Source organism: Streptomyces sp. NPDC005496 (assembly GCF_042872045.1).
Classification (GTDB): Bacteria; Actinomycetota; Actinomycetes; order Streptomycetales; family Streptomycetaceae; genus Streptomyces.
On sequence record NZ_JBIAJQ010000002.1, the window covers coordinates 581,778 to 604,415 of the forward strand.

The 22,638-nt window shown below is 73.2% G+C and carries 17 protein-coding genes; 10 read left to right on the forward strand and 7 right to left on the reverse strand.

What is annotated here, in order from left to right; all coding sequences use genetic code 11:
- Window positions 1-2 precede the first annotated feature (2 nt).
- The 9 genes from ACFYQQ_RS07105 (at window position 3) to ACFYQQ_RS07145 (ending at window position 13,252) form a co-directional block, all read left to right on the forward strand.
- A complete protein-coding gene (locus tag ACFYQQ_RS07105; RefSeq protein WP_355782723.1) occupies window positions 3-1,268 on the forward strand; it encodes a 6-phospho-beta-glucosidase in 1,266 nt (421 codons plus the stop codon).
- Window positions 1,259-2,257 (forward strand): BadF/BadG/BcrA/BcrD ATPase family protein, encoded by a 999-nt coding sequence (locus ACFYQQ_RS07110; protein ID WP_355782725.1) that lies wholly within the window; start codon window positions 1,259-1,261, stop codon window positions 2,255-2,257. The genes ACFYQQ_RS07105 and ACFYQQ_RS07110 overlap by 10 nt, the downstream gene beginning before the upstream one ends.
- A gap of 263 nt (window positions 2,258-2,520) precedes the next feature.
- A complete protein-coding gene (locus ACFYQQ_RS07115; RefSeq protein ID WP_356164943.1) occupies window positions 2,521-3,972 on the forward strand; it encodes a hypothetical protein in 1,452 nt (483 codons plus the stop codon).
- Between the two features lie 14 nt (window positions 3,973-3,986).
- Entirely contained in the window at window positions 3,987-5,003 is a 1,017-nt protein-coding gene (locus ACFYQQ_RS07120; protein ID WP_356164940.1) for a glutamate ABC transporter substrate-binding protein, read from the forward strand.
- A gap of 47 nt (window positions 5,004-5,050) precedes the next feature.
- Window positions 5,051-6,385 (forward strand): hypothetical protein, encoded by a 1,335-nt coding sequence (locus ACFYQQ_RS07125; protein ID WP_355789719.1) that lies wholly within the window; start codon window positions 5,051-5,053, stop codon window positions 6,383-6,385.
- An 88-nt stretch (window positions 6,386-6,473) separates the two neighbouring features.
- Window positions 6,474-8,930: a tetratricopeptide repeat protein gene (locus ACFYQQ_RS07130; RefSeq protein ID WP_388904008.1), complete on the forward strand. Its 2,457-nt coding sequence runs from the start codon at window positions 6,474-6,476 to the stop codon at window positions 8,928-8,930.
- A 2-nt stretch (window positions 8,931-8,932) separates the two neighbouring features.
- Window positions 8,933-10,423 (forward strand): protein phosphatase 2C domain-containing protein, encoded by a 1,491-nt coding sequence (locus tag ACFYQQ_RS07135; RefSeq protein WP_356237675.1) that lies wholly within the window; start codon window positions 8,933-8,935, stop codon window positions 10,421-10,423.
- Between the two features lie 113 nt (window positions 10,424-10,536).
- Entirely contained in the window at window positions 10,537-11,883 is a 1,347-nt protein-coding gene (locus ACFYQQ_RS07140; RefSeq protein WP_355794048.1) for a VWA domain-containing protein, read from the forward strand.
- A 73-nt stretch (window positions 11,884-11,956) separates the two neighbouring features.
- Entirely contained in the window at window positions 11,957-13,252 is a 1,296-nt protein-coding gene (locus ACFYQQ_RS07145) for an FHA domain-containing protein (RefSeq protein WP_356164932.1), read from the forward strand.
- Window positions 13,253-13,315: 63 nt separating this feature from the next.
- On the opposite strand, the gene ACFYQQ_RS07150 is transcribed toward ACFYQQ_RS07145, so the two are convergent.
- Window positions 13,316-14,296 carry a methyltransferase domain-containing protein gene (locus tag ACFYQQ_RS07150; protein WP_356164930.1) on the reverse strand — a complete coding sequence of 327 codons (981 nt, stop codon included), beginning with the start codon at window positions 14,294-14,296 and terminating at the stop codon, window positions 13,316-13,318.
- A 151-nt stretch (window positions 14,297-14,447) separates the two neighbouring features.
- Here ACFYQQ_RS07150 and ACFYQQ_RS07155 point away from each other — a divergent pair, with 151 nt between their 5' ends.
- Window positions 14,448-14,852 (forward strand): globin, encoded by a 405-nt coding sequence (locus ACFYQQ_RS07155; RefSeq protein ID WP_355785306.1) that lies wholly within the window; start codon window positions 14,448-14,450, stop codon window positions 14,850-14,852.
- Between the two features lie 96 nt (window positions 14,853-14,948).
- Here the strand turns inward: ACFYQQ_RS07155 and ACFYQQ_RS07160 are convergent, their stop codons facing one another.
- The 6 genes from ACFYQQ_RS07160 to ACFYQQ_RS07185 form a co-directional block, all read right to left on the reverse strand.
- On the reverse strand, window positions 14,949-15,638 hold the full coding sequence (locus ACFYQQ_RS07160; protein ID WP_355785303.1) for a hypothetical protein: 690 nt from the start codon (window positions 15,636-15,638) through the stop codon (window positions 14,949-14,951).
- On the reverse strand, window positions 15,635-16,045 hold the full coding sequence (locus ACFYQQ_RS07165) for a thioesterase family protein (RefSeq protein WP_355785300.1): 411 nt from the start codon (window positions 16,043-16,045) through the stop codon (window positions 15,635-15,637). The genes ACFYQQ_RS07160 and ACFYQQ_RS07165 overlap by 4 nt, the downstream gene beginning before the upstream one ends.
- Before the next feature lie 2 nt (window positions 16,046-16,047).
- Complete coding sequence (gene ettA / locus ACFYQQ_RS07170) at window positions 16,048-17,712, reverse strand: energy-dependent translational throttle protein EttA (protein ID WP_355785297.1); 1,665 nt, start codon at window positions 17,710-17,712, stop codon at window positions 16,048-16,050.
- Between the two features lie 353 nt (window positions 17,713-18,065).
- The gene (locus ACFYQQ_RS07175) at window positions 18,066-19,475 is read right to left on the reverse strand and encodes a TQXA domain-containing protein (protein ID WP_355785294.1); all 1,410 of its coding nucleotides are present in this window, start codon (window positions 19,473-19,475) and stop codon (window positions 18,066-18,068) included.
- Window positions 19,476-19,737: 262 nt separating this feature from the next.
- Entirely contained in the window at window positions 19,738-20,211 is a 474-nt protein-coding gene (locus tag ACFYQQ_RS07180; protein ID WP_355785291.1) for a single-stranded DNA-binding protein, read from the reverse strand.
- A gap of 317 nt (window positions 20,212-20,528) precedes the next feature.
- Complete coding sequence (locus tag ACFYQQ_RS07185; RefSeq protein ID WP_356164916.1) at window positions 20,529-22,634, reverse strand: YfjP family GTPase; 2,106 nt, start codon at window positions 22,632-22,634, stop codon at window positions 20,529-20,531.
- Window positions 22,635-22,638 lie beyond the last annotated feature (4 nt).

Here is a 22,638-nt window from a genome sequence, read left to right on the forward strand (position 1 = left end):
CTATGAAACTGGCAGTAGTGGGCGGGGGCTCCACGTACACCCCTGAACTCATCGACGGATTCGCGCGGTTGCGGGACACCTTGCCCGTCGAGGAGCTGGTGCTCGTCGACCCGGCCGCCGACCGACTGGAGCTGGTGGGCGGCCTGGCCCGGCGGATCTTCGCCCGGCAGGGACACCCGGGGAGGATCGTCACCACCTCCGACCTGGACGCGGGGGTCGAGGGCGCCGACGCCGTGCTGCTCCAGCTGCGCGTCGGCGGGCAGGCCGCCCGCAACGAGGACGAGACCTGGCCGCTGGAGTGCGGCTGCGTCGGGCAGGAGACGACGGGCGCGGGCGGTCTCGCCAAGGCGCTGCGCACGGTTCCGGTGGTGCTGGACATCGCCGAGCGGGTCCGCCGCGCGAACCCGGACGCCTGGATCATCGACTTCACCAACCCGGTCGGCATCGTCACCCGCGCCCTGCTCCAGGCGGGCCACCGGACGGTCGGGCTGTGCAACGTGGCGATCGGCTTCCAGCGGAAGTTCGCCGGACTGCTCGGGGTGGCACCGGCCGACGTGCACCTGGACCACGTGGGCCTCAACCACCTCACCTGGGAGACCGGCGTGCGCCTCGGCGGCCCCGAGGGCGAGAACGTCCTGCCCAGGCTGCTCGCCGAGCACGGCGGCACCGTCGCGGACGACCTGCACCTGCCCCGCAGCATCGTCGACCGGCTCGGCGTCGTCCCGTCGTACTACCTGCGCTACTACTACGCGCACGACGAGGTGGTCCGCGAACTCAGGACGAAGCCGTCGCGCGCCGCCGAAGTGGCCGAGATGGAGCGGGAGTTGCTGCGGATGTACGGCGACCCGGCGCTCGACGAGAAGCCGGAGCTGCTGGCCCGGCGCGGCGGCGCGTACTACTCGGAGGCGGCCGTGGACCTGGCGGCCTCGCTGCTCGGCGGAGGCGGCAGCCCCTACCAGGTGGTCAACACCTACAACCGGGGGACGCTGCCCTTCCTGCCGGACGACGCGGTGATCGAGGTGCAGGCGGCGGTCGGCACCAAGGGGCCGACGCCGCTGCCGGTGCCGGACGTGGACCCGCTGTACGCGGGGCTGATGGCGAACGTGACGGCGTACGAGGACCTGGCGCTGGAGGCCGCGCTGCGCGGGGGCCGCGACCGGGTGTTCCGCGCCCTGCTCGCGCACCCCCTGGTGGGCCAGTACGCCTACGCCGACACCCTCACCGACCGGCTGATCGCGCACAACCGGGAGCACCTCGCGTGGGCGTGAGCGCAGGAGTCCTCGCCATCGACGCGGGGAACAGCAAGACGGACATCGCGGTCGTGTCCACCGACGGCCGGGTGCTCGCCACGGCCCGCGGCGGCGGCTTCCGGCCCCCCGCGGTGGGCGTCGGGCCGGCCGTGGACGCGGTCGCCGCGGCGGTCGGCCGGGCGTACGCCGCGGCGGGCGTGACCTCCGTCGCCCATGTCTCCGCCTGTCTCGCCAACGCCGATCTGCCCGTGGAGGAGGAGCAGTTGGCGGCCGCCCTGGAGGCGCGGGGGTGGGGCGCGAGCGTGGACGTGCGCAACGACACCTTCGCGATCCTGCGGGCCGGGATCGCCGAGCCGCGCGGGGTCGCCGTGGTGTGCGGCGCGGGCATCAACTGCGTCGGCATGCGGCCCGACGGACGCACCGCCCGCTTCCCCGCGATCGGCCGGATCTCCGGCGACTGGGGCGGCGGCTGGGGTCTCGCGGAGGAGGCCCTGTGGCACGCGGCGCGCGCCGAGGACGGCCGGGGCGGACCGACGGCCCTGGCCCGCACCCTCCCGGCCCACTTCGGCCTCGGCTCGATGTACGCGCTGATCGAGGCCCTGCACCTCGGGCACATCGGCAACGCCCGGCGGCACGAGCTCACCCCGGTGCTGTTCGCCACCGCCGCGGACGGCGACCCGGCGGCCCGCGCGCTGGTCGACCGGCTCGCGGACGAGGTGGTCGCCATGGCGGCGGTCGCCCTGACCCGCCTGGAACTGCTGGACGAGGAGGTGCCGGTCCTCCTCGGCGGCAGCATCCTCGCCGCCCGGCACCCGCAGCTCGACGACCGGATCGGCGAACTGCTCGCGGACCGCGCCCCCAAGGCGGTCCCCCGGGTGGTCACGGCGAGCCCCGTCCTCGGCGCCGCGCTCCTCGGCCTCGACCACCTCGGCGCCCCGGACGAGGTCCACGCGCGCGTGCGGGCCGCCTACGAAGGGGACGTGACCGCCGTACGCGACGGGGCGTGAACTCCCGCGCGGCGGGGGGCGCGATCCCTCCGCCGCGGCCCGGGAACCGAACTGATCCGGCGCGCGTATTCATGGGCAGGGGGGGTGGCGCGGGGAGTCGTGCGCCGTGCTGGAGTCCGACGGGTGTGCCGCGATCCGAACAAGATCGAGTCAAGGCCTGTGCGGATGTCCGCCGCGGCGGCGATACTTGCGCCCGTGCACTTTCGCCCGCGCCCTCGGCGCGGCGGGCGGAGGTGACCGACGAAGGACCAGGGGGAGGTCACGTGACGTATCCGCAGCAGGGCGGTGCGGCGCCACCGGCGCCGGCCGCGCCCGCGGTCCCGGCCGTGCCGCCGCAGGCCGGGCCGCCCGCGCCGGTGCCGGCCGCGCGTCCGCTGCCCGCCCCGGCCCCGCCGCGCCGTACCGCCTGGTCCGAGGGTGTCGACCGGCTGCGTGCGGGCGCCACGACCGAGCCCGGCCGGCTGCGGATCATCGGCGCGCTCCTCGCGCTGCTGGTCGTCGCGTTCGGCTCCGTCACCGCCTGGCAGATGTCCGACCGCTCGGCCGCCGCCGACGACGTGCTGCACAAGAGCCAGCCGCTGAGCTCCGACGCGGCCGACATCTACCGCTCCCTCGCGGACGCCAACACGGCGGCGTCCAGCGGCTTCCTGGCGGGCGGTCAGGAGCCGGAGGCCACCCGGAAGCGGTACGAGAAGGACATCAGGACGGCGGCCGCCAAGCTGGTCACCGCCGCCGCGAACTCCGAGCCAGGCTCGGCCTCGGCGGACACGATCACCAAGCTGAACAAGCTCCTGCCGCAGTACAAGGGCCTGGTCGAGCGGGCCCGCGCCAACAACCGGCAGGGCTTCCCCCTCGGCGGCGCCTACCTGCGGTACGCGAACGACAAGATGCAGAAGGAGATGCTCCCGGCCGCCGAGGACCTCTACACCTCGGAGAACCGCCGGCTGCGCTCCGACTACGCCGCCGCGACCCCCTACCCCTGGGCCGCGATCGCGCTGGGCCTGCTCGTGCTCGGCGCGCTCGCCTGGACCCAGCGGCGCCACTACCGGCGCACCAACCGCGTGCTGAACCATGGCCTGGCCGCCGCCACGGCCGCCGCCGCGGTGGTCCTGCTCTGGCTGGTCGTCGGGCACAGCGTGGCCCGCGCCGGACTCGACTCCTCCTACGACCACGGCGTGCGCTCGCTGAACGTGCTGCACGACGCGCAGATCGCCTCCCTCAAGGCCCGCGGCAACGAGACGCTCACCCTGGTGAGCCGCGGCGCGGAGACCGTCGACGTCGGCGGCGAGCCCAAGGACCGGTTCGACGTCGACTTCCAGAAGTCGATGAGCGACCTCACCGAGGGCCTGGCCGAGGCGGCCGCGCTGGCGGACGACACGGCGGGCGAGAAGCCCGTCACGACCGCCACCGGCAACATGAAGGTGTGGAAGTCCCGCCACCTGGAGGCCCGCCGGGCCGACGACGCGGGCGACTACCAGGGCGCCCTCGACAGGATCATCGGCACCCCGGCGCAGAAACCGACCGGCGAGTGCTTCGACGGCGTCGACGACAATCTGGACCTGGCCCTGCGGCACGAGGAGCGGGAGTTCCGGCAGTCGGCGGGTGACGGGCTGGGCGCCATGACCGGTCTGCCCGTCGGCGCGGCCGTCCTCGCGGTGCTCGGTGCGGCGGGGGCGGTGCTCGGCATCGGGCGCAGGCTTTCGGAGTACCGGTGAGAGGAGGAGCGGCCATGACCGTACGACGGCTGAGGGCGAGCCTGCGGGGCTGGGGCGGAGTGGGCGCGATGGCGCTCGCCTGCGCCCTCACCGCGGCTCTCGCGCTGCTGCTCCCGCTGGCCGACGCGCGCGGGGACGGCAGCACGGGCATCGGCGGCCAGGGCGTCGCCGACGGCCGCCAGACCAGGGCCGAGGAGTGCACGGACCCGCAGGACCTGAGCCCCTCCCCGTCCGGCGACGAGAGCGGCGACACGGTCAAGGCCATCAAGGAGCGCGGCTACCTGAAAGTCGGCGTCGACCAGAACAGCTACCGCTGGGGCTACCGGGACCCGAACAGCACCAAGGAGAAGGTCGAGCTGGAAGGCTTCGACATCGATCTCGCGCGCCGGATCGCCGAGGCGATCCTCGGCAGCCCGGACAAGATCCGCTTCCAGGCCATACCCACCAACGAGCGCATCCCGGCCATCCGGGAGGGCCGGGTCGACATGGTGGTGCGCACCATGACGATCTCCTGCAAGCGCCTGGACGAAGTCGCCTTCTCCGCGCCGTACTTCATGACCGGTCAGCAGGTGCTCGCCCCCAAGAAGTCGGCCATCGAGGGCTACGACAAGACCCTCGCCGGCAAGAGGATCTGCACCGCGGACGGTTCCACCGCCTACGAGACCCTCACCGACGACCGGAAGGCGGGCCGGCTGCCCGCGTCCGCCGACCTGCGGACCGTCGTCCCGAACCAACTCGACTGCCTGGTACGGCTCCAGCTGGGCGAGGTGGACGCCGTGGTGACCGACGGCGCGCTGGCCGCGAGCCAGGCCGCGCAGGACCCGACGGTCGAGCTCAAGGGCGGCACCTTCACCACCGAGTACTACGGTGTGGCGATGAACAAGGACGCCGAGGACCTGGTGCGCCGGGTCAACCAGGTCATCGAGGACTACCGCAAGAGCGGCTGGCAGGCGTCCTACGACACCTGGCTGTCCGCGACCCTGCCCGAGAAGTCGCCGTCGTCGAAGCCGCCGGTGGCCCACTACAGGTGACGTGCCACGACCGGCGACAGGCAGCAACCGAGAGCGAGAGGTGATCGATGGGCGTCACGGGGCCCCCCGGGCCGGTGATGGACCGGGACGAGGTGGACCGTGCGCTGGCGCGGCTCGGCGCGGAGCACGAGGCCATCGAGACCTCGCTCCTCGCCCTCCAGGACCACGCGGGCCGCAGACTCCTCGAAGGCGCCGAGCTCACGGGCACGACCAAGGAGCGCTGGACGGCCACCGAGGCGTCGATCACCCTGCTGTGGGCGTACTTCGACGCGTACGCGGACGCCCTGCGCGCGGCCCGCGGCATCCGTGCGCGCCGGCGCTGGTCGAGCCGTGAGGACCTGGCCGAGCTGACGGAGCTGCTGCGCGGCGAGAGCGTCACCGTCGCCGGCAGCGCCACGGCCACGGCGAACGCGCCCACGCTCGCCGGCTCGGGCAAGCTCAGCGAACGGTTCTCGCTGGTCGCCCTCGTGGAGCGGATGAACGAGCTGTACGCGGCCTCGCTCGACATGGTCGTGGCGGCGGACGCCGTCTGGTCCGCGCTGCCGGCCCGGATCGATTTACTGGCCGCGGAGCTCCAGCGCACCCGCCGCCTCGCGCACTCGGTCGGCGTACGCCCCGGGGAGCACCCCTCGGGTGATGACCTGGAGCGGATCACGCGCACGCTGACGTCGATGCGGGAGCAGGTGATCTCCGACCCGCTGGCCTTCTGGCTGCCCGCGCAGGGCAGTTCGGCGCCCGGCGGTGGCCGGCCGGACACGACGGCGTACGACCGCGAGGCGCGCGCCCTGGAGGACGTGCGACGGGAGATCGACGCGGTGCTCACGGTGCGGCAGGACGCGGAGGCGCGGCTCGTGCGGCTGCGGGACGTGCTCTCGCGCGCCGACCGCACCCTGGCGGAGGCCCGGTCCGCGCGCGGTGAGGTGCTGGCGAAGATCGCGGCGTCCGAGGTGCCCGCGGTGAGCGGTCCGCCGACGGCGCTGCACGAGCAGCTGGCGACGGCCGCCGAGTACCGCAGGCACGCGCAGTGGCATCGCCTCTCCCCGCTCCTGGAGTCGCTGGAGCAGAAGGCGGAGGACGAACTGCTGCGCGCCCGCGAGTCGTTGACGGCCGTCACCGCGCCGCTGGCGGTCCGCGCGGAGCTGCGCGGCCGGCTCGACGCGTACAAGGCGAAGGTCGCCCGGCACGGTCTCGCGGAGGACCCGTTCCTCATCGAGCGCTACGACGCGGCGCGCCGCATGCTGTGGAGCGCGCCCTGCGATCTGCGGGTCGCGGAGGAGGCGGTGCTGCGCTACCAGCGCGCGGCGGCCGACCTGCTGAGCCCGCGGGTGCCCGAACAGGGCGGCGCCGGGGAGCCGACGGACCAGAGGAGGCCCGGCACGTGAGGGGCAGGGGTGAGGCAGCGTGAGTGAGCAGTCCGTGAGCGGTGCGCGCAAGTGCCAGCGCCCCGGTTGCCCGGGGTCGTACGAGGACATGGGCGGCGGGGAGCTGTACTGCGACACGTGCGGTCTGGCGCCGGTCGTCTCGTCGGACGGCATGGTGGGCTCGCAGCCGACCGGGATCACGGCCGGCGGCTCTCGCGGGTCGCGCGGCAGCAGTTCGCGGACCGGCTCGCGGGCGTCGTCGCGGTCCTCGCAGTCCCGGCGCTCGGTCTCGGGCCGCCTGTCGCGTTCCCTGTCGGGGAGTTCGGGCTCGCGGTCGGTGTCGGTGCGCAGCTCCGGCTCGACGACGGGTTCCTCCAGCCGCGGCCGGCTCGGCGCCGGTCTGGTGCAGGTGCCGGGGGTGCCGCGGCCCGACCCGCGCGAGATGGTCCTGGAGAACCCGGAGGTGCCCGAGCGCAAGCGGTTCTGCTCGCGCTCCGACTGCGGTGCGCCGGTGGGGCGTTCGCGCGGAGACAGGCCGGGGCGCACGGAGGGCTTCTGCACCAAGTGCGGCCACCCGTACTCGTTCGTGCCGAAGCTGCACGCGGCCGACATCGTGCACGGCCAGTACGAGGTCGTGGGCTGTCTGGCGCACGGCGGGCTCGGCTGGGTCTACCTCGCCGTCGACCGCGCGGTCTCCGACCGCTGGGTGGTCCTCAAGGGCCTCCTGGACACCGGGGACCAGGACGCGATGGCGGCCGCGATCTCCGAGCGCCGCTTCCTCGCCGAGATCGAGCACGCCAACATCGTGCGCATCTACAACTTCGTCGAACACCTGGACCAGCGCACCGGCTCCCTCGACGGCTACATCGTCATGGAGTACGTGGGCGGCAAGTCCCTCAAGGAGATCGCGAACGGGCGCCGTACGGCGGACGGCAAGCGGGACCCGCTGCCGGTGGAGCAGGCCTGCGCGTACGGCATCGAGGCGCTGGAGGCCCTCGGGCACCTGCACAGCCGCAACCTCCTGTACTGCGACTTCAAGGTCGACAACGCGATCCAGACCGAGGACCAGCTCAAGCTGATCGACATGGGCGCGGTGCGCAGGATGGACGACGACGAGTCGGCCATCTACGGCACGGTCGGCTACCAGGCCCCCGAGGTCGCCGACATCGGCCCCTCCGTGGCCTCCGACCTCTACACGGTCGCGCGCACCCTGGCGGTGCTCAGCTTCGACTTCCAGGGCTACACGAACGCCTTCGTGGACTCGCTGCCGGACCCGGACACCATCGACGTCTTCCGGCGGTACGAGTCCTTCTACCGGCTGCTCGTGCGGGCCACCGACCCCGACCCGGCCCGCCGCTTCGCCTCCGCGGAGGAGATGTCGGAGCAGCTGACCGGCGTCCTGCGCGAGGTCGTGGCCCTGCAGACGGGCCGCCCGCGCCCCTCGCTGTCCACGCTGTTCGGGCCCGAGGTCAAGGTCACGGACACGGAGTTGTTCGTCAGGCTGGACGGTGACGTCTCCCGGCTGGGGGCGCGCGCCGTGCCCGTACGGGGCGGGAAGGGCGCCTCCGTGCCCGCCCCGAGGCCGAACGGCGCACCGCCGCCACCGCGCCCCGGAGCGTCCCTGGTCAAGCCGCTGAACACGGCCGCCACCGCGCTCGCGCTGCCCGTCCCGCGCGTCGACCCGGGCGACCCGAACGCCGGCTTCCTGGCGGGTCTGCTGACGTCCGCGCCCGGGGAACTGATCACGGCGCTCGCGGCGGCCCCCAGCGAGTCCGTGGAGACGAGGCTGCGGCAGATCCGGGCCCGGCTGGAGAGCGGCGACTCGTACACGGCCCTGGAGGTCCTGCGGAAGCTGGAGGAGCAGCGGCCCGACGACTGGCGGGTGGTCTGGTACCGGGGCGTGGCGGCGCTGGCGACCGGCGACCACGAGGGCGCGGCGCTGTCCTTCGACGCGGTCTACGACGCGTTCCCCGGCGAGTCCGCGCCCAAGCTGGCGCTGGGCGTCTGCGCGGAGGTGCTCGGCCAGCTGGACAACGCGGCGGAGTACTACCGCCTGGTGTGGACGACCGACCCCAGTTATGTGAGCGCGGCGTTCGGTCTGGCGCGGGTCCAGCTGGCGGCCGGCGACCGGCGGGGCGCGGTGCTGACGCTGGAGTCGGTGCCGGAGTCGTCGATCCACTACACGGCGGCGCGGGTCGCGGCCGTACGGGCGCGGCTGCGGCACCGGATGGCCGAGGAGGCCGCCGCGCCCGGTTTCCTGGACGAACTGACCGCCGCCGCCGGGCAGGTGGAGGCGCTGGACGGATACGGTCTGGACGCCGTGCGGCGCGAGCAGTTGTCCACAGAGGTCCTGGGCTGTGCGCTGGACTGGGTACTCTCCGGTAGCCAGGGTTCCGCACCTGCCGGGGGCGGACGTGCGCTGCTGGGCAGCGAGCTGGACGAGCGAGGCCTCCGCTTCGGTCTGGAGCGTTCGTACCGGATGCTTGCCAGACTCGCGCAGGGCGGCGAGGAGAGGATCGACCTGGTGGAACGTGCCAACCGTTACCGCCCCCGGACGTGGGTGTGAGGATGTCCCAGATGCCCCAGCCGACGGCTCTTTCGAGGTGCCCCAGTTGCGAGGAGCCCCTGGAGTCGGGTGACCGTTTCTGCGGTGCGTGCGGGTTCGACCTGTCGGCGGTGTCCGCACCGCCCCAGGACACCCCCACGATCACGATGAACGGCGCGGCGCCCCGCCCCCCTTCGGAGGTCTCGTCCGTGGACTGGCCCGACGCACCCGAGCGGGGCAGTTCCGGCGCGCCCGCCCCGGTCCACCTGCCGACGGACATCCCCGGCACGGACTCGGGCGGCTCGGAGCTGCCGGCCGCCCACCCGGCCGCCGGTGCGGTGTCCGAGCCCCGCCCCGCGGCCGCTCCCGGGGCGCGGCCTCCCGCCGCCTTCGGTCCCGCGCCCTCGGCCGCCCCCGCTCCGGGGCACCCCGAGGCCGCCTCCCCCGCCGCGCCGGGCGCCGAACAGCCGGGCACCGGGGGCGAGTCGGCCGGGGTGCGCTTCGACCGGCCCGCCGAGCCGGACGAGTACCCGCTGGCCCCGCCCGGATCGGCGCCCGCCGATCCGCGCACCGCCGACCTCGGGACGCCGCCCGCCGGCACCAAGCTCTGCGTGGCCTGCCGCGCCGGTCACGTCGACCGGGACGGCTACTGCGAGAACTGCGGGCACGCCCAGCCCCGCGAGCGCGACCACATGGAGCAGGAGCTCGCCGCGGTGGCCGCGGTCAGCGACCGCGGGCTGCGCCACCACCGCAACGAGGACGCGTTCACGCTCTCCTCGACCGCGCTGCCCGACGGTTCGCCCGCCGTCGTCGCCATCGTGTGTGACGGTGTCTCCTCGGCGACCCGCCCCGACGAGGCGTCCCTGGCCGCTTCCCGCGCCGCGGGCGAGGCGCTGCTGGAGTCGCTGCCGCAGGGCACGCATCCGCAGCAGGCGATGCACGAGGCGATCATCGCGGCCTCGCACGCCGTCAACGCCCTCGCGGAGGACCCCGGTTCGGCCCGCGAGCACACCCCGCACCAGAACGCCCCGGCCTGCACCCTGGTCGGCGCCGTCGTCACCAGCAGTCTGCTGACCGTCGGCTGGGTCGGCGACAGCCGCGCCTACTGGGTGCCGGTCGACCGGAGTTCACCGCCGGCCCGGCTCACCGAGGACGACTCGTGGGCCGCGCAGATGGTCGCCGCGGGCCTGATGAACGAGGCGGAGGCCTACGCCGACGAGCGCGCCCACGCCATCACGGGCTGGCTCGGCGCGGACGCGTACGAACTGGAGCCGCACACCGCCTCCTTCAAGCCCGACCGGCCGGGTGTGGTGGTGGTCTGCACCGACGGGCTGTGGAACTACGCCGAGGCCGCCGAACACATGGCCGAGGTGGTCCCCCTCGACGCGGCGGCCCGGCCCCTGCACAGCGCGCAGGTGCTGGTCGGTCACGCCTTGGACGGCGGGGGCCACGACAACGTAACAGTGGCCGTCGTGCCGTTCCCCGCACCCTCTCAGGGGGCAGGATCGGCCTGAGGCCGCAGCACGGGGAACGGTCTCGGACCGGAGGGGACCGGTCCGCATATCGTCGTCGTTCCGCCCGCCGCGGGAAGCGGCGGCGCGGGATGTCTAGGGGGAGCAGAGAAGGCATGGCCAATTTCTCGAAGTCGAATGTGCCGCAGTTCTCGGTGGACGTGTACCAGAACGAGTACCTGCCGGAGGGCGGCCGCGAGGTCAACGCGATCGTCACGGTGAGCGCGACCGGCGGCGGCACCGTCGGCAGCGCGATCGCCGCCCCGCACCTGTACCCGGCCGGGCAGGCGCCCGACGCCGCGGTGGCGATCATGGTCGACTGCTCGGGCTCGATGGACTACCCGCCGGCCAAGATGCGCGGCGCGCGCGAGGCGACGGCCGCCGCGATCGACGCGGTCCGCGACGGCGTCCACTTCGCCGTGATCTCCGGCACGCACGCCGCCCAGGAGGTCTACCCCGGAAACGGCGCGCTCGCGGTGGCGGACGCCCGGACCCGCGACCAGGCGAAGCAGGCCCTGCGCAGGCTCAGCGCCGGCGGCGGGACCGCGATCGGCACCTGGCTGCGTCTCGCCGACCGCCTGCTGTCCTCGGCCGACGTGTCGATCCGGCACGGGATCCTGCTCACCGACGGGCGCAACGAACACGAGTCCCCGGAGGACCTGAAGGCCGCCCTGGACTCCTGTGCGGGCCGTTTCACCTGCGACGCCCGGGGAGTCGGCACGGACTGGGAGGTCAAGGAGGTCACCGCGATCGCCTCCGGGCTGCTGGGCACCGCCGACATCGTCGCCGACCCCGCGGCCCTGTCCGCCGACTTCACGCAGATGATGGAGACGGCCATGGGCAAGGAGGTCGCGGACGTCGCGCTGCGGCTGTGGACGCCGGTCGGCACGGAGATCAAGTTCGTCAAGCAAGTGGCTCCCACCGTCGAGGAACTGACGCACCGTCGCACCGAGGCCGGCCCGCGCGCCGGCGACTATCCGACCGGCTCCTGGGGGGACGAGTCCCGCGACTACCACGTGTGCGTGGAGGTCCCCTCCGCGGGCATCGGCCGGGAGATGCTGGCCGCCCGCGTCTCCCTGGTGATCCCGCAGAGCGACGGGAGCGTGCAGAACCTCGGCGCGCAGGGTCTCGTACGGGCGGTGTGGACCGAGGACATGGTGGCGTCGACGTCGATCAACCCCCAGGTCGCGCACTACACAGGTCAGGCCGAACTGGCGCAAGTCATCCAGCAGGGACTGGATGCGCGCAAAGCGGGAGATGTCGACGGGGCGACGGCCAAGCTGGGCCGAGCCGTCCAGCTCGCGAGTGCGTCCGGCAACGCCGATACTGCGAAACTGCTTGCGAAGGTGGTGGACGTCGTCGACGCGGCGGCGGGTACTGTGCGATTGAAGGCACGGGTCGAGGAGGCGGACGAAATGACCCTCGAGACCCGGTCCACAAAGACTGTTCGTGTAAAGAAGTAGCGAGCCCGGCCCCTCCAGGGGACCGGAGAAACCCGGCCGAACCGGCCGGAAAAGGAGAGGGGGAAGCGCCGACATGCCGACCTGCCCGAACGGACACCAGTCGGGTTCCGACGACTGGTGCGAGGTCTGCGGTCACCGCATGGCCGGTGCCGTGCCCCCGCCTCCGCCCCCACCGCCCGCCGGTTACGGCTACCCGCCGCCCGGCTCGCCGCCGCCCGGTGCGGGCGGCCGGCCCGGTGGCGGTCCGGGAGGCGGACCCTTCTCCGCCGCGCCCGAGCACGAGCCGCAGCTGTGCCCGCAGTGCCGCACGCCCCGCGAGGGCGGCGCGCCCTTCTGCGAGGAGTGCCGGTGGAACTTCCTGACCAACACCGCGACCTCGTACACCCCGGCCGCACCGCGCCCGCCGGCGCCGGGCCCCGGGTCCCCGGGCGGTCCCGGTCCCGGTCCCGCGCAGCGCTTCCAGCCGCAGCCCGGCCCGTCCTACGCCGGCGGCGGCGGTGACGCGTACGACTACCAGAGCTCGCGTCCCTCGCAGATGAACCGGCCCGCCGAGCCCATCCCGCCCTTCGGCCAGGAGCCCTCGGGCCCCTCCGGCTTCGGCGACCCCGCACGTCCGGCCCAGCCCGGTTTCCCCGGCGACCCCTCGCGGCCCGCCCAGCCCGGTTTCCCGGGCGATCCGGGCCGTCCCGTCCCGCAGCAGTCCGGCGGTCCCGGCGCCCCGCAGGCGTTCCAGCAGCAGAGCCCGCCCGCTCCGCCCGCCTTCCCCGGTGAGCGGCAGCAGCCGCAGGGCCGGCCGCAGACCGGTGGCCCCGCCTTCGGCGGCGACGACGACTGGGTGCTGCCTCCGCCGTCCGGCGGCCAGGGCGGACCCGACCAGGGCCGGGGACAGGGCGGCTACGGCTACCCGCAGCCCGGCGCGACCCAGGCGCCTCCCGGCCCGGGCGGCGGCTACCAGCAGCAGCCACTCACCTGGACCGCGACGATCGGCCCCGACCGCGCGTACTTCATGGCGATGATGCAGCGCTCCGGCCCCGAGGCCGCGGGTCTCAACCTGCCCGCGTACTCGCCCGAGCAGCAGCGCCCGCTCACCGGCAACCAGCTCACCATCGGCCGCCGCCGCCACTCCACCGGCGACACCCCCGACATCGACCTGTCGGTGCCGCCGGAGGACCCGGGCGTCTCGCACCAGCACGCGGTCCTGGTCCAGCAGCCGGACGGCAGCTGGGCGGTCGTCGACCAGAACTCCACCAACGGGACGACGGTCAACGGCGGCGAGGAGCCCATTCAGCCCTTCGTGCCCGTACCGCTCCAGGACGGCGACCGCGTCCACGTCGGCGCCTGGACGACGATCACCATCCGCCGGGGCTGACCGGGGCCTCCCGGCTCCGGAAAGCCCCGTACGGCGGACGCGCGGGGCTCGTACGGCCGCGGGTCAGCGCAGTGGCCAGGCGTACGGCCCCGCGGGGTCGTCCAGCCACGCCCAGGCGTCCGCGCCGCTGACCGTCACGCCGAACCGCTCCCGCGTCGGCTGGTGCTCGCGCTCCCACAGGACGTACGCCTCGTACGGGTCGAGGCGGCCCGCCGTCAGCGTCAGCAGGAACCGGAACAGGTCGTCCGTCCTCGCCCGGTGCGGCAGCCCGTCGAGCTGGGGCGGCTCCGGCTCGGGCGGGGTGTCCCCGCGCAGCGGCACGAAGAAGGCGGGCGTGTGCAGGAAGTGCCCCTCGGCGTGCCGGCCGTCCCGTACCCGCAGGGCGATCAGGCCGGTGGCCAGCGGCCCCAGGATGCGGGCGCCCGGGGCGCACTGCGGGAGCCAGGCCCGCGGGATCGACGTCAGCGTGCAGGTCACGATGATCCGGTCGAACGGCGCGCGCTCCGGGACCCCCCGGGCTCCGTCGCCCGTGACGACGGCCGGGTGGTGGCCGGCGGTGGCCAGATGCCGTCGCGCCGAGTCCGTGATCTCCGGGTCGAGGTCGACGGTGGTGACGAGGTCGTCGCCGAGCCGGTACGAGAGCAGCGCCGCGTTGTACCCGGTGCCGGCGCCGATCTCCAGGACCGTGTGCCCGTCCCGTACCGCCAGCTCGGTCAGCATCTTCGCCATCAGCGAGGGCTGGCTGCTGGAGGAGAGCAACTCCCCGTCCCGCACCCGCGTCGCCAGCGGGGCGTCGGCGTACGCCCCGCGCAGCCAGCGCTCCCGTCTGCGCCGGTCGGGGTCCTCCCCCCACATGCGCTCGTAACCGCCCAGGACGCCGACGTAGTAGTACGGCACGAAGAGGTGCCGCGGGACCGCCTCGAAGGCCTCCCGCCACACCGGGTCCGCGGCCCAGGCCCCGCTCGCCTCGATCTCGCGCACCAGCGCCGCCCGCGCGGACGCGGCGAGGTCGTCCAGGCCGGGGTCGAGAGCGTGGGCACCCATACCTCCACTGTGCTGCCGGACGGCCCGCGACGCGAGTACCGGAGCCCCGCGGTCCGTAAGAAGCGGCCCCCGGCCGGCCCGCAGCACCCGGGCCGGTGCGAAGCGACCTAGGTCTTGAGTCCTCGGTCGGCGCGTCTGAGACGATGGACGGGTGAATGAGATCCGGCGCGGCACGCTTCAGGAGCAGACCTTCTACGAGCAGGTCGGCGGCGAGGAGACCTTCCGCCGCCTCGTGCACCGTTTCTACGAGGGCGTCGCCGAGGACCCGCTGCTGCGGCCGATGTATCCCGAGGAGGACCTGGGCCCCGCCGAGGACCGGCTGACGCTGTTCCTGATCCAGTACTGGGGCGGCCCGACGACGTACAGCGAGAACCGCGGCCACCCCCGGCTGCGGATGCGCCACGCCCCCTTCACCGTCGACCGGGCCGCGCACGACGCCTGGCTGCGGCACATGCGCGTCGCCGTCGAGGAGCTCGGCCTCTCCGAGGAGCACGAGCACACCCTGTGGAACTACCTGACATACGCGGCGGCCTCGATGGTCAACACGGCCGGCTGACCCACGGCACGTCCGGTTGCCCGTACCCGGCCGCAGAGAGGACCTGGCCGGGTACGGCGCCCACCCGTAGGACGTGGCAGGGTACGGAGCGGCCGGTCAGCGGACGCTGACGTCCAGTGCGCCAAGTCCCGCCCTGCGTACGGCTATCGAGCCGTACGGTGTGCGCAGTCTGAGCCACGCTCCCGACGAGTACAGCCCCAGCGGCTCTTCGTCCGGTGCCGCCGCGCGCGCGGGACGCAGGAACCCGAGTGCCTGTGCGGCGTGCGCCGCCCGCACCGGGAGTCCGCTGTCGCCGAGCGGCCGGGACCAGATCTCCCGCCCGATCCTGTCGAGTTCGGCACGCGTGCGCCGGTCGGCCGCCAACTCCTGCGTACGCGACCGGAATTCGGCGACCGCCTCGGCGACCGTCGCCCGCACCGCGGCCGGTTCAGGAAGCCCGGGCTCCGGCCGCCAACCGCCGCGGGGCGGCAGCAGTCCGGCCCAGGGCGGTCCGGTGACGGCGGCCGGCACGGTGACCGTGGCCGCCGTGTCGTCGAGCGACTCCAGGAGTTCACCCGCGGAGACGGTCACGTCCAGCGAGTCGTTGAGCCCGCTCTCGTACGGCTTGGCGAGCCGCGCCGCACGGACGGCCAGGACCTCGAACGACGGCGGCCGTCCGAACACGGCGAGCGCGGTGCCGGACACCTGGAGGCGCACGGCGGCGGCGCGGTCGTAGTGGATCAGCCTGGCCAGGAAGGCGGCGAGGTCCGCCGCCTCCCCCTCGTCGGCCAGATGCAGGACCGTCATGCCGCGACGGCCTCGGCGCGGTCGTCCTGGTACTCCAGCAGGAACTCCCGCTCCTCCGCTGTGATGCGGCGCGGGCGCTGCGCCTCGAAGTCGAACGGCACTATGACCGTCTGGGCCCGGACGTACACCTGGTCCGGGTCCTTGACCTCGTAGGCGAGCGTGAACGACGCCGCCCTTATCTGCGTCACCCAGAGCTCGATGTCCACCGGCGCGTGCCGGTGGACGAGCTGGCGCTTGTAGTCGATCTCATGGCGCGCCACCACGGACCCCTGCTGGAAATCCTTGTCCGGGCGGAACAGGAAGTCGATACGCGCTTCCTCCAGGTAGCGGAGGAACACCACGTTGTTGACGTGGCCGTACGCGTCCATGTCCGCCCAGCGCAGCGGGCAGCGGTAGATGTGCCGCAAGATCAGCCCCGGGTCAGCTTCTTGTAGGTGGCGCGGTGCGGACGGGCGGCGTCCGGGCCGAGCCGCTCGACCTTGTTCTTCTCGTACGACTCGAAGTTGCCCTCGAACCAGAACCACTTGGAGTCGCCCTCGTACGCGAGGATGTGCGTCGCCACCCGGTCCAGGAACCACCGGTCGTGGGAGACGACCACGGCCGCACCCGGGAACTCCAGCAGCGCGTTCTCCAGGGAGGAGAGCGTCTCCACGTCGAGGTCGTTCGTCGGCTCGTCGAGGAGCAGCAGGTTGCCGCCCTGCTTGAGGGTCAACGCCAGGTTCAGGCGGTTGCGCTCACCACCGGAGAGGACGCCGGCCGGCTTCTGCTGGTCCGGGCCCTTGAAGCCGAAGGCGGAGACGTAGGCACGCGAGGGCATCTCGACCTGGCCGACGTTGATGTAGTCCAGCTCGTCCGAGACGACCGCCCACAGCGACTTCTTCGGGTCGATGTTCTCGCGGCTCTGGTCGACGTACGAGATCTTGACCGTGTCGCCGACCTTGATGGTGCCGGAGTCCGGCGTCTCCAGGCCCTGGATCATCTTGAACAGCGTGGTCTTGCCGGCGCCGTTCGGGCCGATGACGCCCACGATGCCGTTGCGCGGCAGCGTGAAGGAGAGGTTGTCGATGAGGACCTTGTCACCGAAGGCCTTGCTGAGGTTGTCGACCTCGACCACGATGCTGCCCAGACGCGGGCCCGGCGGGATCTGGATCTCCTCGAAGTCCAGCTTCCGCATCTTGTCCGCCTCGGCGGCCATCTCCTCGTAGCGGGACAGACGCGCCTTGGACTTGGCCTGCCGGCCCTTGGCGTTGGACCGCACCCACTCCAGCTCTTCCTTGAGCCGCTTGGCGCGCTTGGCGTCCTTCTGGCCCTCGACCTTGAGGCGGGAGGCCTTCTTGTCGAGGTAGGTGGAGTAGTTGCCCTCGTAGGGGTGCGCGCGGCCGCGGTCCAGTTCGAGGATCCACTCGGCCACGTTGTCGAGGAAGTACCGGTCGTGGGTGACGGCGACGACGGTGCCGGGGTACTTCGCGAGGTGCTGCTCCAGCCACTGCACGGACTCGGCGTCCAGGTGGTTGGTGGGCTCGTCGAGGAGCAGCAGGTCGGGGGCTTCGAGGAGCAGCTTGCACAGCGCGACGCGGCGGCGCTCACCACCGGAGAGGTTGGTGACGGGCCAGTCGCCGGGCGGGCAGCCCAGGGCGTCCATGGCCTGCTCCAGCTGGGTGTCCAGGTCCCACGCGTTGGCGTGGTCGAGGTCGTCCTGGAGCTTGCCCATCTCCTCCATGAGCGCGTCCGAGTAGTCGGTCGCCATCAGCTCGGCGACCTCGTTGAAGCGCCGGAGCTTGCCCATGATCTCGGCGGCGCCGTCCTGCACGTTCTCCAGGACCGTCTTCGACTCGTCCAGCGGCGGCTCCTGGAGGAGCATGCCCACCGAGTAGCCCGGCGACAGGAAGGCGTCGCCGTTCGACGGCTGCTCCAGGCCGGCCATGATCTTCAGAACGGTGGACTTACCGGCGCCGTTCGGGCCGACCACACCGATCTTCGCTCCGGGCAGGAAGCTCAGGGTGACGTCGTCGAGAATCACCTTGTCGCCGTGCGCCTTGCGCGTCTTGCGCATGGTGTAAATGAACTCAGCCAAGAGAAACCGTCCGGACGCTTGAAATCGGCAGTGGGCAGATACACCCCATCTTGCCTGACGGCCACCCCTGGATGGAAACCAGTCTCATCGGGGGTCCGTGACCTGCGCCTGCGGACCCGCCTTCTCCGCCGAGCCGATCACGCACTCTCTGTTGTGGGCATTGCATCCACTTTGGTCACAATTTCGGATAGATCTCGATACCTGTGGGGTGCCTGAGAAACGTGGGGCGAGGACAGGCGACGGTCCGCAACGCTCTGCACCCACCCGGCACCCGCCCCGAAGCCGACCGCCCCGCCCCGGGGGCCTGTCTCCCTGTCCAGATGTCAAGGTGCCGTGTGCTCGGTCCCGCGCGCTCAGTCCTGTGCGGGCGCCTTCTTGCGGAGGAGCAGCAGGGCCGTCCCGCCGATCACCAGCAGGCCGATGGCGGTGCCCGCGATCATCGGGGTGGCACCGGAGCTGCCGGTCTCCGCGAGGTCCGTCCCCCCGGTGGTCGAACCACCGCCCGCGGTCGCCGGGCTCGGCTCACTGAGCGTCTGGGTCGCGTCGCCGCCGGCGCCGCCCTCGGTCTCGCAGTCGAGCACGCCCGTGAACCGCTTCTGGAAGCCGTTCGGCCCCTTGATCGTGAAGTCGTACGCCTGGTCCTCCTGGAGCGGGATGGTCACCGTCTGCGACTCCCCCGCCTCGATGGTGTGCTCCAGCCCCATCAGCTCGAAGGTGAACGCCTCGTCGCCCTTGTTGGCCGCCGTGATGTCCACACCGCCCTCGGCGCAGTTCTTCTCGGCGGACAGGGCGGGTATCGCGCCCTTCTCCGCCCAGTTCGCACTGGCCGTCGCGGAGACCGTGGACTCACTCGACCCCGCGAGTATCTGCGTCTGGCTCCGGGTTTCGGAGGTGAACGCACGACCGACCGGCACGGTCGTCGACGCCTGCACGCCCACGGCCGCGGACCCGTCCGGCGTGTCCTCCGGCACGTCGAAGTAGAGCCGGCTGCCGTTCCTGGCCGAGGTGACCGGCTTCCCGTCCCGGTCGACGACCCGCACCCCGGCGGCTGCCGCGTCCGCCGGCGGCGTCACCGTCACGCTGTCCGCGTTCGTGCGCACCGTCACAGGGCCGAGCTTCTCGCCGGCGTGACCGGCGACCGCCGGCGGATCGAGGGTTAGCGAGGCCTTGGGCTCCGCGAGGTTCCGCGCGCTCTTGTGGAGGTAGTCCGCGAGCTTCTCGGCCCGCGGGCTGACCGCGTCGACGTCCGCGCCGTCCGAGTACCGCCAGATGGCCACCTGGGTGCCGGCCGCCGCGTCCTGCTCGGTGAGGCCGCTCGTCCCGGCCTCGCGGGCCAGCGCCGCGAGATCGTTGACCTGCGGGTAGGAGTTCTGCAGGATCCAGCGGATCCTGCCCGCGTCCGGGTTGCCGCTCAGCGACGTGCCGCTCCAGGGGGTCTCCTGGTACTTGGCGTCCTTCTGCGTCGGGTTGTACAGGTCGACGCAGTAGGTCTGCAGCATCCCGCCGTTGTCGACCGACATCTCGAAGAGTCCCGCGGAGACCTGGAGGTCCTCGGCACCGTCGTGGATCACGGCGTCGCCGTACGTCTTCAGGCCGCCTATGGTCGCTGTCGCGCCGCCCTGACTCTGCGGCGCCTCGTCGGCGACGGCCGCACCGGCGGTGGCCAGAACCCCCGCGGCGAGCAGCCCCGACACGAACGTCGCGGCGGTGAGGCGAGCGGCGCCCCGTCCGCGCGCGGACGACGCAGAGAACCAAGAAAACACAGAATTCCCCTCCGAGCAGGACCCGTTGACGTGGGGGAACGGTCCCACCAGCAGAATCAGAAGCCCCATGAGCTATGCCCGGCATCCTAGGGAGACGGCACACCGCTCTCCCCAGTCATGTCATCCGATAACCGATCCGACTCGGAATCGTTATCGGCTGGGCAGACCCTGTGAGCTGGGCTTATCGACAAATCCACCAGGACCGTACGGAAAGCGGACGCCGACGGGCCGTCCACCGGTCAGCCCGGTCCGACACCTGACATCACGTCACCGGGACGGGTTCCGGTTGCTCCTGGGCCGCCACTTCGCTCCGGATGCCGGGCTCCGTCTCCCAGTTGGGCTCCGGCCGGGACGCGACGGCAACCGCCGCCTCCCCCTCCCTGGACGGGCGCCGGAACGCCGACGTCCCCCGTGACAGGTCGTGGCCGACCGCCACCGCGTCGATGTCCGCCGACGTCCAGCTCTGGCCGTCCCGCACCTCGGTGCGCACCTTCAGCCGGCCCTGCACGACGACCGGATCGCCCACCGAGAGGGACGCCCCCACGTTCGTCGCGAGCGCCCGGTTGGCCCACACCGTGAAGAAGTTGGTGTGCCCGTCCGTCCACGTGCTCTTCTCGCGGTCCCAGTAACGCGCCGTCACGGCGAGCCGGAACCGCGCCGACGCCCCCGACGCCAGTTCCCGGTACACGGGCTGCGTCGCCACGTTCCCCACCGCGCACACCATCGTCTCGTTCATCCCGAACCCCTCCCTCACCCCGGCTGCCGCGCCGGGCGGATACGCGTACGGGCCCGGCCCGTACGGCTGCGTCTGCCGCGGCGACCGCGTCGGTGCGATCGCCGCGGATTCAGACTGCCTCCGCCGGGCCGGACCCGCTGAGAGCTGTGGGCCACCGGCCGATTGTGGACAACGCCGCCACCCGAACGAGTAGTTCCGCTCCCCGCGCACACTCTCCGTGCCCGGACGTACTACCCGTGCCCGTCGCCTCTCTCCCCCCGCCCCGAAAGCTCAACGCCCGTACGGCACACCCGCCCTCGCCCGGGACCCGTCTCCGCCTACACCCGCGTCCCCACGACCCTCCCGTACTGCTCCCGCACCTCGCGGTACCGCAGCAGTTCCGCGGCCACGGGATCGAGTACGCGGGCCCGTCCGCACCCGGCCGCCGCCTCCCGCAGCCGCCGTTCCGCCTCCAGCCCGTATCTGCGGGCCGGGCCGCGCGCGGCCAGTTTGCTGCTCCACTCGACGACCGGGCCGCCGACGATGCCCGCCACCATCAGCAGCACCGGCACACCGAGATTGGGCGACATGAACCCGATGATCTGGCCCAGCAGCCACAGGCCGCCGACCACCTGAAGGATCGTCATGGACGCCTGGGCGAACACGGCGACCGGCCACCAGCCGGGACGGGGCGGCCGGCCGGGAGGTCCCCCCGCGCGCACCGCCAGCTCGTCCAGCGCCTCAGGGAGCCCCTGAGCGCCCCGTGCGGCCGCCTCGCGCACCGCCTGCGCCCAGGGCGCCGGGAGCCCGTACGCGGCCCGCTCGGCGACCGTACGCACCGCCTGCTCGACGCGCTGGCGCGCGGTGCACTCCTCGTCCGCGGGAGCCCGCACGGGCAGCCGTCCGGTAGGGGGTTCGCGCCGGTCCTGGTACCACCTCCACAGCCGCAGCCAGGGCGTGCCGCAGGCACGGTTGGCGTTGCGCAGCCAGGCGCGTTCGGCCGCGTCGCCGGCGGCCGTCGCGCCCACCGCGTCCGCGAGCCGGTCGGCGAACTCGTCGCGCGCCTCCTCGCTGAGCCCGGCGCGCCTGCCCGTGGAGTAGACGGGCCACAGTCGGGCCGCGGCCACGTCCAGGTCGGCGGCGATCCGGCGGGCCGCGGCGCCCCGTTCGGCCACGAACTGGCCGAGCGCCTCGCGCAGTTCGCCGACCCCCTCCCCGGTCAGTCCGGACACCGCGAGCACGGTGGCGCCGGGCTCGCCGTACTCCCCCAGCGCGATCCCGTCCTCGTCGAGCAGCCGACGCAGGTCGTCGAGGACCTGGTCGGCCGCCTCCCCGGGGAGCCGGTCGACCTGGTTGAGGACCACGAAGGTGACCTCCGCGTGCGCCGCCATGGGCCGCAGATAGCGCTCGTGGAGCACCGCGTCGGCGTACTTCTCCGGGTCGACGACCCAGATGACCGCGTCGACGAGCGCCAGGATGCGGTCCACGTGCTCGCGGTGCTGGACGGCCGCGGAGTCGTGGTCGGGCAGGTCCACCAGGACGAGCCCGCGCAGCTGCGCCTCGGCCTCCGGGCTCTGCAGCGGCCGTCGGCGCAGCCGCCCGGGGATGCCGAGCCGGTCGATGAGCGTGGCGGCGCCGTCGCTCCAGCTGCACGCGATGGGCGCCGCTGTGGTGGGCCTGCGCACGCCGGTCTCCGAGATGGCCACTCCGGCGAGGGCGTTGAAGAGCTGCGACTTGCCACTGCCGGTGGCTCCGGCGATGGCGACCACGGTGTGCTGCCCGGAGAGCTTGCGGCGGGCCGCCGCCTCGTCGAGGACCCGTCCCGCCTCAGCGAGCGTCCTGTTGTCGAGCCGCGCGCGGGAGAGGCCGACCAGTTCGCGCAGGGCGTCGAGCCGCGACCGCAGCGGTCCGTCGTACGCGAGGGGCTCGGGCGGTGCCTGTACGGCGGGCCTGGTCTCGACGGCCGGTACCTCCTGCGGGGTGTCGCTCTCCGACACCCGGCGGGCGATCAGCCCGTCGTCCCAGGCGGGCCCGGCCTCCGTACCGGCGGCCGCGTCGGAGCGGTCCTCGGCGCCCCCGGTGCCCTTGCCGCCCTTCTCGTCCTTGTCGCCGCGGCCCCTCCTGGTGATGAACCTGATCGGCTTGATCGTCCTGCCGGACCCGCCCGCGTCGGCGGACGGTGCGGGCTTGTCCGGCTCCGCGCGGGTCAGCCGCGGGGTGCCCTCCTCGCGCTCCACGCGCGCGTGGACGCCGTCGGAGGGGGCCTTACCGGCGGACCCGTCCCCGGTGGGCTCACGCCCGGGACGCTCGCCGCCTCCGGGCTCCGCCGGGGACGCGGCCCCGGAACGGGCTTCCCCGGAGAGGCCGTTTTGGGAAGTGCCGTCCCCGGAGGGCTCGTCTCCGGGACGGTCGGCGTGATCCGTGCGGTCAGTGACGGCGGTCACAGCG